Raw genomic sequence first — 12,702 nt, forward strand, 5'->3', positions numbered from 1 at the left:
ACCCTCCTTCACCAGGTATTCCTCATGCTCGAACTGCGCGATCTCGCCAAAACCTACAACGGCCGTCCGGTGCTCAACCGCCTCTCGCACCAATTCAAGGCCGGCGAATTCGTCGCCATCATGGGCGAGTCGGGGGTCGGCAAGTCGACCCTGCTGAACCTCATCGCCGGCCTCGATGCGCCCGACAGCGGCGACATCGTGATCGACAGCCAGCCGATGTCGGCGCTCGACGACAATGCCGCCACCAGCCTGCGCCGGACCCGCATGGGCTTCATCTTCCAGGCCTTCCACGTGCTGCCGCACCTGACCCTGGAGCAGAACGTGGCCCTGCCCCTGTTATTGAATGGCCAGAGCCAGGAACGCGCCGGCGCCATGCTGGCCGCGGTCGGCCTGGGCGGACGGGGCGGCGATTTTCCGCGCCAGCTGTCCGGCGGCGAAATGCAGCGCGTGGCGATCGCGCGCGCACTGGTGCACCGCCCGGCCCTGGTGCTGGCCGATGAGCCGACCGGCAATCTCGACCCGGAGACCGCCGACAGCATCCTGGCGTTGCTGCGCGACGAAGTAAAAGCAAGCGGCGCCAGTGCAATAATGGTCACACATTCTCACGCCGCGGCCGCGCAGGCGGACAAAACCCTCATTTTGACCCGCTCGGGATTGCATTTTGTGCAAGATGTGCGCTAAAAGCCGCATTTCCGTCGTTTAATTTATCAACTTTGCTGCGAGTATATTCTTTCGGTAGTATCATCGGAACAAACCCGTGGTGCATGAAATATATCAGAATGTAACAAACGGGTTGAAGTTGACCAACAGTCGATCAGTCCCCCATCAATGAAAAAATAATCTTTGGAGGAGTACGATGAACGTACGGCAAAAGAAACTGGAAATGATCGAGGCGATGAACCGCGCTCGAGCGCTCGAACCATCGAGCTTTGTGCCGAACAAGCTGCTCGACACCTTGATCGAAAAAATGAACCTCAAGAACGATGCGGAGTTGTGCCGCGTGCTGGAAGTCCAGCCGCCAATCATCAGCAAGATCCGCCATCGAAAACTGGCCGTGGGTGCGACGATTTTGCTGCGCATGCACGAAAAGTCGGATATGAGTATCCGCGACTTGAAGGATTTGTCCAACGCGTCAATGCACTAGGCAGTTCTGCACAGCTGCCTGGCGCCGGCAGCGCATTGTCCGGCGCCCGTTGTATTTGTCATGTTGTATTTATCAAGTTGTATTTATCAAGTTGTATTTATCAAGTTGTATCGCTGCGTCCCCCCATGGCGCAGACGTCGCTATGCAGTACCGCTTGCGCAGTCCCGCTGCATCCCCACCGAGCCCCCGTGCGGACACCAGCTATTCCATCCCGTAGTGCTTCGCGTAGCGGCTGTCCAGGTTCGCCAGCGGCAGCAGCAGGAACAAATCCGCACTCTCGAAATCAGGATCCCAGGCCGGCTCGCCGCACAGCCAAGCGCCCGATCGCACGTAGCCCTTGACCAGCGCCGGCACCTGCACCGTGCCGGCCGCTTCCAACGCCCCTACCGGAAATGGCAGGTGCGGCGTGACCCGGTATTCGGCCGGCGCGGCGTGCTTGCCGATCAGCTGCCGGTACACGCCGGCCGCGTTATGGCCGCCGTCGGCCACGCTCATGCTGGCGCAGCCGGCCAGGAAACCGCAGCGCTCGCGCCGCATGCATTCGGCCAGGCCGGCCCACAGCAGCATGATCACGCTGCCGCCGCGGTATTTGGGGTGGATGCAGGCGCGCCCCGCTTCGATGATGCGGTTGCGCAGATGGTTCAGGCGGCCCAGGTCGAATTCGTTTTCGGCATACAGGCGGCCGATCCGGCGCGCCCTCGACGGACTCAATACGCGGTAGGTGCCCACCACCTTGAGGGTGGACGCGTCGCGTACGATCAGATGTTCACAGTGCTCGTCGAATTCATCGCGGTCGAGCCGCTCGGCATTGGCCAGCGCGGACAAACCCATCGTTTCGATGAAAACCTTGTAGCGCAGTCGCTGCACTTCGCGCACTTCGGCCGGCGTCGATGCCAGGCTAAGGAGCAGCCGCGGCGCGGCCGGTTTCGTATCCAGGTGGGGATGGAGGTTTTGCATGCTTCGTCCTTTCAGTGGCGACGAAGCACAGCCTAACTGCGTAATTTGTCAGGCAAATGACAGCCGCGTGTCAGGCAGATGACACGCGGCGCGCGGCTTATTCGCTTTTCGGGCGGCCGGTCTTGAGCTGCGGAAGGCTCGACAGCACCTTTTGCAGGGTGGCGATATCGAGGTCGCTGATCAGCGCCACGCCGATGCGCAGCAATTCGCTTTTCTTGATCTCGAAGCCGGCTTTCAGGCAGGCTTTCTTGACCTGGCCGAGCACCGCGTACTCCTGCTCCGGCATGGTGAAGCTGTCGCGCACCAGCTTGGCCTTGCGCGCCTTGTCGCGCATTCCAACGTCGGCATCGCCATCCGGCGCGACACCCGCTGCCAGCTTCGGCGCCAGCTTGGCGGCCTTGCCGGTGACGCTTTTCGGTGCCGGTTTGACCGCGGCCTTTGCCGGCGCAGCCGCTGCCGTTTTCGGTGCCGCCTTCGCTGCCGTTTTCGGTGCCGCCTTCGCTGCCGTTTTCGGTGCTGCCTTCGCTACCGCCTTTGGTGCCGCCTTGGCGCGTGCCGGCGCAATCGCCTTCACCGGCTCCTTGGCGGCGATGCTCTTGCGTGCGGCCGGCTTGATCTCGGCCTCGGCCTTGGCCCTGGCCACGGTCCGGGCAGGTGCCGCCTTCTTCACCGCCGCCGCGCCAGCCGTCTTTTTCGGCGCCGTCTTGGCAGCGCGCGTTGCCGGGGCAGCCGCCTTCAGCTCCGCGATCGTGTGTCCGTTGGTTTTTTCGCTTGCAGTCTTGGCCATTGAATAACTCCGTCTTGATATCGATTTAAACAGTATATACGATTTACTCAATTGCCGACGCGCAGCACTTTTCTTGAGTTCGTACAACCTTACGGCAACTTGACGCCGAATATCGCACAAGTGGCCGCGCCAAGCTCCGGATATTGAGCTGGATCACATTCCATGCGGAAATATTTGCACGCTGACGTCATTTGGCCGCGCGTCCGCATGTCGCTTCGCCAACTCAGGCGTCCGCCGCCAGTTCCGGGAAGCGCCGCAGCAGGTCGCGCACCTTGGCCTGGGCGCCCCAGGCATCCCAGGCCCGCAGCGCGCGGCGGCCGTAGTCGATGGCATCAAAGGCGGCTCCGCGTTCGCGGCAGCAGGCCGCCGCCAGTTCGCACGCCAGCGCCGCGTTCTGCACGAAGCCGCCCTCCATGGCCGCCGCGATGGCATCCTCGTAGCCGCGCATGGCGCCAGACGGATTGCCGTCGATGCGCGCCAGTTCGGCGCCGACCAGCAGGTGGCGGCTGGCGAAATTGACCGGGCACGAGGCCGCCCAGCCGGCCAGCAGCGCGTGCTTGTCGCACACCGCTTCGAGCAGGCGCCGCCGCCGCGCCGGCGGCGCCGTGCGGTACACCGCCGTCATCGCCAGCGCATGATAGAAATGATGCGTGGTCTCGTTGAGCGAGGCCAGGAAAAAATGCAGGTTGGCCGCCGCTGCCTCGGATGCCGCCAGCGCCTCCTCGTAACGCCCGAAAGCGAACGCCAGCACCTGCTGCATCAGCAGATAGCGCGCGCGCGACGCGCCGAAACTGCCCTGGCCGATGACGGCGATGGCGCCGGCCGCGCCGTCTTCGCCATGCCCATCCTCGCCCATCAGGGTCAGCGCGAGTTGCTCGTAGCCGCGCAACAGGCGCACCAGCGCGTGGTTGCCGTGGCGCCGCGCGAAGCCCTGGTAGTGCTCCGCCATCCGGCGTACGTCGGCCAGCGGCAACCCGGCCTCGAACGCATTCCAGGTCGCGACGTGGGCCGAATAACCGGCGTGCGGCAGGTCGCCGGCGCGCTCGCAACTGGCAAAAGCCTGCTCGAGCGGTGCCACGCTGGCGGCGATCGGATCGCGCCACGAGTGGATATAGGCCGCGTGCACGAAGCGCAGGCGCCCGCTGCGCTTGGACGGCGGCGCATTGAACTGCACCTGTTCGATGGCCAGCGCCGAAAACGCAAACGCATCCTCGATCGCGCCCAGCGACACCAGCAGGATCGCGTAGCGCGAGTAAATCATGCAGCTCGACTCGCTGCTCCCGTGCGTGAGCGTGTAATTGAGCGCCTTGGCGGCCAGCAGAAAATACAGTTCGGGACGTACCGCGAACACGGGCGAACCGATATCGGACAACAGCTCGGTCACGATCGCCACTTCCGGATCGGTGCTGGCCGGCTCGTCGCGCAGGCTGTCGATGCTGCGCCCGGCCATGCGCGCGTCGATGGCGGCGCGTTCCTCGCGCAGGGCCCAGTCGATTTCAGCGCGCGTGGCCGGGAAGGTCACGCCGAACAGCGCCAGCGCATCGAGGGCCACCGCCACCGCCTGGTCGAAGCGCTCGCGCAGCTGGTACACGGCCACGCGCAGCAGCGCCACGCGCGCCAGGTCGATGCGCGAACGGGACTGCTCGACCAGCAGCTCGAACAGGCGCCCGGCACGCTCCAGGTGGCCGCACAGGTATTCGCATTCGGCCAGCGCGGCGTACATGGCGTAGGTGCCGTCGAGGTCATCTTTCCAGGCGCGCGCGGGCGTGAGCGCGGCCGCCAGCGAAAAGTAATTGCGCGCCGAATCGTAGGCGATGGCGTTGCGCGCGCGCGTGCCGGCCAGCGCGTTCAGGCGCGCCAGCTCGCGCAGTTCGGCCGTGTCGCGCATGGCCGCGCGCGCGCGGTTCAGGTGGTGCACGATGTCGAACACGTGCTTGTCGAGCGATCCGGGCGCCACGTTTTCCAGCAGCAGGCGCCCGATATGCAGATGCCGCTCGGGCAGCGAGGACGCCGCGATCATCGAATACGCGCCCTCCTGCACCCGGTCGTGGGCAAAGCGGTAATTGCCCGGCTCGCGCACGATCAGCCCGAGGCGCGCGGCCGGCCACAGATATTCGTCCGTTTCCAGCAGCGACATGCCCGACACCAGTGCGATCGTATCGAGTCCGCAATCGGGGCCCAGGCAGGCCAGCAGCTTGACCAGGTCGAGCGTGCAGCCTGGCAGCTGGCCCAGGCGCGCCACCATCAGCTCGACCACGTTGTCGGAAAACTCCCTGGCCTGGATCGCTTGCGCATCCCACTCCCAGCAGGCGGCGCTGTCGTTGAAGCGCAGCAGGCGGTTTTCGCCCAGGCGGGTCAGGAACTGCAAGGTGAAAAACGGATTGCCGGCCGTCTTGGGGAACACCAGCGCCGCCAGCGGGGCCGCTTCGGCGTTTTCGCAATCGAGCGCCGCGGCCACCAGTTCGCAGGCCTCGGCGCGGTCGAGCGCTTCGAGCACCACCTCGCGCACCTGCGCGCCGTTGGCCAGCATGGCGTCGCGCGGCAGCGCCATCGGATGCGCGCCGCTCGCCTCGCGCGTGCGCCAGGCGCAGATCGCCAGCATGTGGTCCATGCCGCGGTGGGTCAGCAGGTGCGACAGCAGTTTCAGGCTGGCCGGATCGATCCACTGGACGTCGTCAAGGCATAGCAGCAGCGCCGTGCCGGGACGGCGGCACGCTTGCAGGAAGCGCCGGAACACGCCATCGAAACGGCTCTGCGCTTCCGGGGGCGCCAGCGGCGGCGGGCTGGCGTGCTCGCCGATCACCAGCGCCAGCTCGGGAATGAGGTCGAGCATCAGGCGCGCGTTGGGGCCGAGGGCCTCCCGCAGCGCGGCGCGCCAGGCCGCCAGCACGGCCGGCTCCTCGCGCAGGCGTTCGCGCACCAGCCCCTGGAAAGCCTGGGCCAGGGTGGCGTACGGAATGTCGCGCTGGCGCTGGTCGAATTTGCCGGCGATGATGGTGGCGCCCTGGGCCGCGTCGGAGCGGCGCAGGGCCGCCACCAGGGCCGACTTGCCGGTGCCGGCGCGTCCCGACACCAGTACCAGCTGGGGCGCGCCGCCGGCGGCCGCGTGGCGCAAGGATTCGTCCAGCAGCGCCAGTTGCGGCGCGCGTCCGACCAGCGCCGCCGGAATGCGCACGCGCAGGGCGCCGTCGTGGCAGCCCAGCACGAAGGGCTCGACCCGGCCCTGCGCTTCGAGCATCGAACGGCAGTGCTGCAGGTCGGCGTACAGCCCGGCCGCGCTCTGGTAGCGCTGCGCCGGGTCGGCGGCCAGCAGCCGCGCGACGATCGAAGAACAGATGCGGTCCACGCCCGGACGGCGCCGGTGCGGCGCGAGCGGCTCGGGCGCGCCGTCGCCGCCTGCCTGCGCCGCGGCGCCGCACAGCATGTGATACAGGATCAGGCCGAGCCGCACCAGGTCGGCCTGGGGGTCGTCCGGACCATTGAGCGGCGTGGCCATGCCGAAGCCGGTCAGGCGCACCCCGGCGGTGGCCGGATCGAACAAGATATGGTGGGCGGCGAGGTCGCGGTGGACCAGGCGACTGTGGTGCGAATACGACACTGCCAGCGTGATCGCGGCCGCCTGCGCCAGGAAATCGGGCAGATCGAGGGGAGTTGCGGACAGCTCGAGCGGCGCGCCGCCGCTGTCGGCCAGCACCAGGGTGGCGCTTGCGTGACCATGCAGCAGCGCCAGCGGCGTGGCGGCCCACGCGCCGTCGAGCACCTCGCGCAGGGCGTATTCGTGCTCCAGGAGCGCAGTAGCATGGGGCGCCGCGCCGTGCGCTGCCAGCAGCAGCACCGGCAAGCGGTCGGCGTCGCGCGCCGCGCGCAGCAGGACGAACTGCTCGTCCGCGCGCAAGGTATCGATCACGGTGTATCCGTCCGGGGCCTGGGTCAAGGTCACCTCTTGTTTTTGTCGTACAAACGCCGTTCTCCGTTCAGGCGGTGGCAATTATGCCACTACCGATGGTCGTTTGATACAAAAATCATGCATATTGCGCCCTGTTTACCCTGCTGGGCCATGGCAAAGTCAGCCACCGCGCCTTCGGTGTGCCGGCCCGGCCGCAACTGCCCGGCAGCAACTGCTCCAGCAAAACCACCGCAACGTGCCGTGCCCCGCTTTCCCTGCGGGTGATCGGCGCGCTTCAACCGGCCGCCAACCGTGGCGCAGCGCCGCACGAAACGGCTGGCTTAAGCGCTGGATGCAGATCGCGGCTTCGCGTTTTCAGCGTTCTAGACTAAGCCTCATGTTGTGCAGCTTCTTGAAATGGTGCTCGACACTCCATGCATGCCTGCGTTCTGTCCCGCGCTTTACATCGCCACAGCAGGCCGGGTCGCCAAGGTGTATCGACCGGAAGGGGCTGTCGAACCCATGTGGTGACACTCGGATTTCATGATGCTTGCCGCCGGCCGGGAGTCATGCCGTGCGCCGGGTAACTCAGCCAGGGAGGTCATTACCATGTGGCGACGTTGCCTCAGTATCTGCTTCCTCGCTTCCAGCCTGGTCGCCGTTTCAGGCGAGGCCCGGCCATTCCGCGGTTCGACCTAAATCTACGTGCTGCTTTGCCAGAGTGCGGATGACGGCGCCGCCCCGCGGACGGCGGACTATTATCGCAGGCTCTTGTTTACTCCCGGCAACGGCGGCCTCGCGGACTGGTGGCACGACATCTCGTACGTCAACTTCAATAACGCTGGTTCGGAAGTGCACGGCTGGTACCGGATGTCGCAAACTACCGAGCAACTGCAGGGGCTCGATCGGTCGGACAAGACCAATGCCTGCATCGAAGCGGCGCGGAGCGCGCCATCCGGTGCGCTGACCGTGCCACCGGGTGCAATCCGCTACACCGTTACCTCGCCAGGGATCGACGCCTTCGGGTGGAACGGCGGCGCTTTCATGGCGTTCGACTTCGAGGTCGGCCTGGCAGTGCACGAAGGAGGCCACGGGATCGGCCTCAATCACACCTTTTCCAACAATCCCGACTACCGTAACGTCGATTGGGCCGCCATCGGCGAGCACGACGATCCGTGGGACGCCATGAGTTGGGCGAACAGCTATGTCGCGACCACACCGTTCGGCGCCGCTCCGGCAGCCCTGGTGGCGCCGCACCTGGATCGCATGGGATGGCTGCCACGCTCGCGCATCGCGGTGCACGCGGCAAACGGCGCGTCGGAGGCCATCTATACGCTTGCGGCCACCAATCACCCTGAAGCGTCCGGCGCGCTGCTGGTGCGCGTGCCCGTCAAGCGGGAACAAGGCGTGATCATGCTGCGCGTTTCGGTCGACGGAGCGCCGGTCACGGTGCACATGGACGCGCTGAGCGGAAACGTGGTCGATCCGAATAATCCGGCCCGACGCATCGCCACTGCCGGCATCGGGCGCCTGCCTGCGATGGTCCTGGTACCGCAATTGAGGGTGCCCAGGTCGCGCCTGAGCAAGCCGGATCGGATGCGCGAGGCAGCTGCCCCGGCTCCGGCCGCGGCCCCGGCCCTGGAAAAATAGCGCCACCGCGGCCCCGCCGCCAGCCCGGCAGTCGTGTGCCGGGCGCCTCCTAGGGAACGCTGCGCACGCTGAAATCGATGCCCACCTCGTCCCACCATTCCTGCTCTTTTTCGATCCAGTACGACACGGTCGGGTGGCTGCCCACCCATTCGCGCCGGATCTCGAGATCGATCCGGTTCTTCATGCGCAGCTTGAGTTCATCGGCGTCGGCGTCGATGCGGGCATGCATCAGCAGGATCGCCACGCGCAGCGCCAGCACCGCCTTGGCGAAGTCGGTGTCGCTCAGCGCCTCGGCCACCTTGCGCAGATTGCCCTTCTGGGCCAGGATCAATTTGCCCATGACGCGCTGCTCGCGCGTGGTAAACCCCGGCAGGTCGGCGTTCTCGATCATGTAGGCTGCATGTTTGTGGTAGCCGGTCTGCGACACCACCATGCCCATTTCATGCAGCAGCGCGCTCCAGCGCAGCAGCTTGGCGCAGCCGTCGCCGGCCGGCTTGAGTTGCGTGTACATGGCGCTGGCCAGCGCCGCCACGCGCGCGCCGCGATCATCGTCGACATGGAATTTGCGCGCCAGCGCCACCACCGATTCCTCGCGCCGGTCGCGCTGCATCGAGCGCAGGTACAGGTCCCACATGACGCCCATGCGCAGGCCCGCCTCGACCGGCTGCATGACATCGATATCGAGTTCGCGCAGCAGCGCGATCAGGATCGCCAGCCCGCCGATGATGGTACTGGCGCGGTCGGGGCGCAGGCCCGGCATATCGATGCGCGCCACCTGCCCGAACGCGATGAAGCGCAGCTTGAGCGCATCGAGTCCGGCGGCGGAGAGTTTGCCGTCGCCCAGATTGTTCTTGGCGATGATGTCGGCGATCGCCCGGATCGTGCCCGAGGAACCGTAGGCCTGCTTCCAGAATTGCGGATGGTAGGGTGGCGCGGCATCCTCGAAGTGGCTGCGCGCCGACAGGATGGCCGCCTCGAACGAGACCGCGTCGATCCGCCCGCCGACGAAAAACGACAGGCTTTGCTTGACCGTGCCGATGCTGAACGACTCGACCCGCTCGATGTCCGGGCCGTGCCCGAGAATGATTTCGGTCGAGCCGCCGCCGATGTCGATCACCAGGCGCCGCTCCGAGGCGTCGGCCAGGGTGCTGGCCACGCCCATGTAGATCAGGCGCCCCTCTTCCTCGCCCGAGATGATTTCGATCGGATAGCCGATGGCTTGCTCGGCGGCCGGCAGGAACGCCGCGCCGTTGCGCGCCACGCGCAAGGTGGAGGTAGCGACCACGCGCACCGCATCGAGCTGCGGATCGAAGCGGTAGGCGGCGAGCACCGTCTGGAAATTGCGCAGGCAAGCCAGGGCCGACTGCATGGCTGCCTCGGTCAGGTTACCCTTGGCGTCGAGCCCGGCGGCCAGGCGGATCGGCTCGCGCACGCTCTTTAATACGCGGATCGCATCGCCATCGTGCTTGCCTATATGCAAGCGAAAACTATTGGAACCTAAATCTACGGCAGCGTACATCGAAGCCTCTTTCTGTATTGTTGCCATCAAGGCTCTCCCGCTGCAAAACCAATCACAGTAACGCAGTTGTATGACGCGGTCATGACCGGCGCCGTCGGCAATCGCAGTATGCCATCCGCGCTACACGGGCGGCGTTTCCCCGCCGGGCGTTTCCCCGCCGGACGTTTCCCCGCCGGACGCTTCCCCGCCCGGCGCATCCCCGGTGGGCGCGGCCACGACCTTGTTGCGTCCGCCCTGCTTGGCCGTGCGCAGGGCCTCGTCGGCGCGCTTGAACAGGCTCACCATGCTGTCGTCCGGACGGATCACGGTCACGCCGAAACTGGCCGTCATCGAAATCATCGCGCGTTCGGTCTTGACCGGACTGGCTTCGACCGCGGCGCGGATGCGCTCGGCCACCAGCAGCGCTTCATCGAGGCCGGCGCGCGGCAGCAGCAGGGCAAACTCCACCCCCACCAGGCGGCCGAGCTGGTCGCTGTCGCGCAACTGGCGCTTGCATACGTCGGCCACGCTGCGCAGCACCGTGTCGCCGGCCGGATGGCCATAACTGTCGTTGACGCGCCTGAACTGGTCGAAGTCGAGCATCACCAGCGCGCTCGGCTGGCCGGGCCGGCGCGCCAGCGCCATCCACGGCGCCAGGGCGGCGAAAAAGCTGCGGCGGTTGGGCAGGTCGGTCAAGGGATCGACCAGCGCCAGGCGGTCCAGTTCGTGCCGCTGCTGCTCGCGCGCCAGCAGCAGGAAACCGAAGCCATTGAGCAGCATCAGCAAGTACAGCGCGCCCGAGGTCAGTACCTGCAGCAAGCCCTTGCTCAGCCAGCCCCAGCCGCCGGGCATGGTCAGCACCAGGATGCCGCGCGCCGCCACCAGCAGCGCCAGCAGCGTCATGGCGATCACCAGGAAGCGGTGCAGCATGCTGCCGCCGCGCCAGCCGCGCACCAGCGCCGCGGCGCTGGCCAGGTGCAGGCCGCCGAGGATCAGCGCGCCGGCCACCACCCGCATGCCGGCTTCGTCGATCACGTAGCAGACCAGGAACAGCGCCACCGACACGCCGATGACGGGATAGGCGACGCGGCGCCAGGCCAGGCGCCCGACCGCTTCCCACAGCGCACCGGCTTCCAGGCCGACCCCGGCGAACAGCACCGCGTAGCCGGCCGGAACCGCTACCGCATCGGGCAGCACGCCGCTGGCGTTGAAATACAACAGCAGCCAGGCCACCGCCTGGCACTGCTTGGCGATGGCCCAGGTCGACCAGCTGAGCGACTTGCCGCGTTCATATTCGTAGAAAAACAGCGCCGCCGCCAGGCTCAGGTTGCCCAGCGCGAGTGCAAACAACATCGTCGTGATGTCCATGGCGGCGCCTGGGGGCGTCAGATTTCGTGTTCGACGTTGCTGCTGCCGTCACCGATCTTGCTGGCCCAGGCTTGCGCGAAGAACTGCTTTTCGATGTCATTGGGCAGGTCGTTCCAGAACACGATCAGCGTGCCCTTGTGGTCGTGGATCTGGGTGAACTTCTCGATGAAGCCCTCGACACCGGCAAGGTCGGCCAGCGCCACCACATAGCCGTATACCCGGGTCAGCCGCTCAATGCGGTCGGGCTCGGTGAAACTGTTGGTCGCGGTGATGGTGGGGTGGTCTAAAAACATAGTCTCTCCGGGTTGGCCGCGCCGCAGGCTGGCCGCTGATGCCGGCCACACACAGCCGGGGCAGGATCAGCTTATCAGAAACCGATGGGGCGCAACAGGGGCGCGCTTGCGCCGCGCTCCGCTATACTGGCGCCAGCCCAGCCTGCCCCGGACCGCCATGCCGCCACTGACCGACCAATCGCCTCCGCCGTTGCACGCGCCGTCGCCCGAGCGTGTCCCGGCCTGCGGCGCGCCGCTGGTGCACACCCGCGGCGACCGCCGCACCCTCGAATTCACGCCCGGCGACGTGCAGTCCGAAATGCGCCTGTCGCGCCCGGCGGCGCTGGTGCTGGCCTACTGCCGCGCCATCATGTGCTTTGCCCTGTTCGTGCCGCGCCCGCGCGCCATCGTCATGGTCGGCCTGGGCGGCGGCTCGCTGGCCAAATTCTGCTACCGCCACTTCCCGCGCGCGCGCATCACCGTCATCGAGCTGCGCGCCGACGTCATCGCCCTGCGCGAGCAGTTCTGCGTGCCGCCCGACGACGCACGCTTGACCGTGGTCCATGCCGACGCGGTCGACTGGCTGGCCGGCCACCCCGCGTGCGCCGACGTGCTGGTGATCGACGGCTTCGACACCGCCGGCCTGCCGCCGGCGCTGGGCACGGCCCGCTTCTACGGCGACTGCCGCTCCGCCCTGCGCGAGGGCGGCGTGCTGGTGGCCAATATCTTCAGCTACGACCCGCGCTACGCCGGCATGCTGGAGCGCCTGCGCCTGATGTTCAACGACCGCGTCTGCTGGTTCGAGCGCATCGCCGGCAACAACCGCATCCTGTTCGCCGTCAAGGCCCCGCCCCGGCTCGACCCCGCGGCCCGGCTGCCGCGCGCCCTGCGCCTGCAGCGCTGGGTGGCGCGGCGCCAGGGCCTGGGCCACAGCGTACTGAACCGTCTGCTGGCGCGCACCGTCGTGGCATGGCTGCAACACCCGTTCAATCGCTCCAAATAAATGTCCCCTTAGCACGGGAACGTCGCTTTTTAGTTGCCGAAGATCAATCACCTTACCGATTTTTATCAATTTGTGACAAACTAAGGCCGCATCCACACCGGCGCTCCAGGCGCCGCCCTCTTCTTTTAGGAAACAGG

The 12,702-nt window shown here is 66.6% G+C and carries 10 protein-coding genes; 4 read left to right on the top strand and 6 right to left on the bottom strand.

Going from position 1 to position 12,702, the window contains the following annotated elements; all coding sequences use genetic code 11:
- Nucleotides 1–24: 24 nt before the first annotated feature.
- Together RBA40_RS07880 and RBA40_RS07885 are read left to right on the top strand one after the other, a co-directional pair.
- A complete protein-coding gene (locus tag RBA40_RS07880) occupies nt 25–681 on the top strand; it encodes an ABC transporter ATP-binding protein (protein WP_306647331.1) in 657 nt (218 codons plus the stop codon).
- A 175-nt stretch (nt 682–856) separates the two neighbouring features.
- Complete coding sequence (locus RBA40_RS07885; protein ID WP_054263205.1) at nt 857–1,144, top strand: hypothetical protein; 288 nt, start codon at nt 857–859, stop codon at nt 1,142–1,144.
- Nucleotides 1,145–1,345: 201 nt separating this feature from the next.
- Here RBA40_RS07885 and RBA40_RS07890 read toward each other — a convergent pair whose 3' ends face one another.
- The 3 genes from RBA40_RS07890 to RBA40_RS07900 all read right to left on the bottom strand — a co-directional run bounded on the left by RBA40_RS07890 (nt 1,346) and on the right by RBA40_RS07900 (nt 6,822).
- Nucleotides 1,346–2,101, bottom strand: coding sequence for a GNAT family N-acetyltransferase (locus tag RBA40_RS07890; RefSeq protein ID WP_306647333.1), 756 nt, complete (start codon nt 2,099–2,101; stop codon nt 1,346–1,348).
- A gap of 97 nt (nt 2,102–2,198) precedes the next feature.
- Nucleotides 2,199–2,888, bottom strand: a complete 690-nt coding sequence (locus tag RBA40_RS07895) for a hypothetical protein (protein WP_306647335.1) — start codon at nt 2,886–2,888, stop codon at nt 2,199–2,201.
- A 223-nt stretch (nt 2,889–3,111) separates the two neighbouring features.
- On the bottom strand, nt 3,112–6,822 hold the full coding sequence (locus RBA40_RS07900) for an ATP-binding protein (protein WP_306647337.1): 3,711 nt from the start codon (nt 6,820–6,822) through the stop codon (nt 3,112–3,114).
- A gap of 723 nt (nt 6,823–7,545) precedes the next feature.
- Here RBA40_RS07900 and RBA40_RS07905 point away from each other — a divergent pair.
- On the top strand, nt 7,546–8,424 hold the full coding sequence (locus RBA40_RS07905; protein ID WP_306647339.1) for a hypothetical protein: 879 nt from the start codon (nt 7,546–7,548) through the stop codon (nt 8,422–8,424).
- A 49-nt stretch (nt 8,425–8,473) separates the two neighbouring features.
- On the opposite strand, the gene RBA40_RS07910 is transcribed toward RBA40_RS07905, so the two are convergent.
- From RBA40_RS07910 to RBA40_RS07920, 3 genes are all read right to left on the bottom strand, one after another.
- The gene (locus RBA40_RS07910; RefSeq protein WP_306647340.1) at nt 8,474–9,943 is read right to left on the bottom strand and encodes a Ppx/GppA phosphatase family protein; all 1,470 of its coding nucleotides are present in this window, start codon (nt 9,941–9,943) and stop codon (nt 8,474–8,476) included.
- A gap of 120 nt (nt 9,944–10,063) precedes the next feature.
- Nucleotides 10,064–11,275: a GGDEF domain-containing protein gene (locus RBA40_RS07915; RefSeq protein ID WP_306647342.1), complete on the bottom strand. Its 1,212-nt coding sequence runs from the start codon at nt 11,273–11,275 to the stop codon at nt 10,064–10,066.
- Between the two features lie 32 nt (nt 11,276–11,307).
- A complete protein-coding gene (locus tag RBA40_RS07920) occupies nt 11,308–11,583 on the bottom strand; it encodes a hypothetical protein (protein WP_099880670.1) in 276 nt (91 codons plus the stop codon).
- A 157-nt stretch (nt 11,584–11,740) separates the two neighbouring features.
- Between RBA40_RS07920 and RBA40_RS07925 the strand changes: the two genes are divergently transcribed.
- Nucleotides 11,741–12,565 carry a fused MFS/spermidine synthase gene (locus RBA40_RS07925; protein ID WP_306647344.1) on the top strand — a complete coding sequence of 275 codons (825 nt, stop codon included), beginning with the start codon at nt 11,741–11,743 and terminating at the stop codon, nt 12,563–12,565.
- Nucleotides 12,566–12,702: the final 137 nt, after the last annotated feature.

Origin of the sequence: Massilia pseudoviolaceinigra (assembly GCF_030846505.1) — a bacterium.
Classification (GTDB): domain Bacteria; phylum Pseudomonadota; class Gammaproteobacteria; order Burkholderiales; family Burkholderiaceae_D; genus Telluria_A; species Telluria_A violaceinigra.

Coding starts and splice junctions, on each gene's coding strand:
- RBA40_RS07895 (WP_306647335.1), bottom strand. CDS start 2,888: ATGGCCAAGACTGCAAGCGAAAAAACCAACGGACACACGATCGCGGAG.
- RBA40_RS07890 (WP_306647333.1), bottom strand. CDS start 2,101: ATGCAAAACCTCCATCCCCACCTGGATACGAAACCGGCCGCGCCGCGG.
- RBA40_RS07915 (WP_306647342.1), bottom strand. CDS start 11,275: ATGTTGTTTGCACTCGCGCTGGGCAACCTGAGCCTGGCGGCGGCGCTG.
- RBA40_RS07925 (WP_306647344.1), top strand. CDS start 11,741: ATGCCGCCACTGACCGACCAATCGCCTCCGCCGTTGCACGCGCCGTCG.
- RBA40_RS07885 (WP_054263205.1), top strand. CDS start 857: ATGAACGTACGGCAAAAGAAACTGGAAATGATCGAGGCGATGAACCGC.
- RBA40_RS07880 (WP_306647331.1), top strand. CDS start 25: ATGCTCGAACTGCGCGATCTCGCCAAAACCTACAACGGCCGTCCGGTG.
- RBA40_RS07910 (WP_306647340.1), bottom strand. CDS start 9,943: ATGTACGCTGCCGTAGATTTAGGTTCCAATAGTTTTCGCTTGCATATA.
- RBA40_RS07920 (WP_099880670.1), bottom strand. CDS start 11,583: ATGTTTTTAGACCACCCCACCATCACCGCGACCAACAGTTTCACCGAG.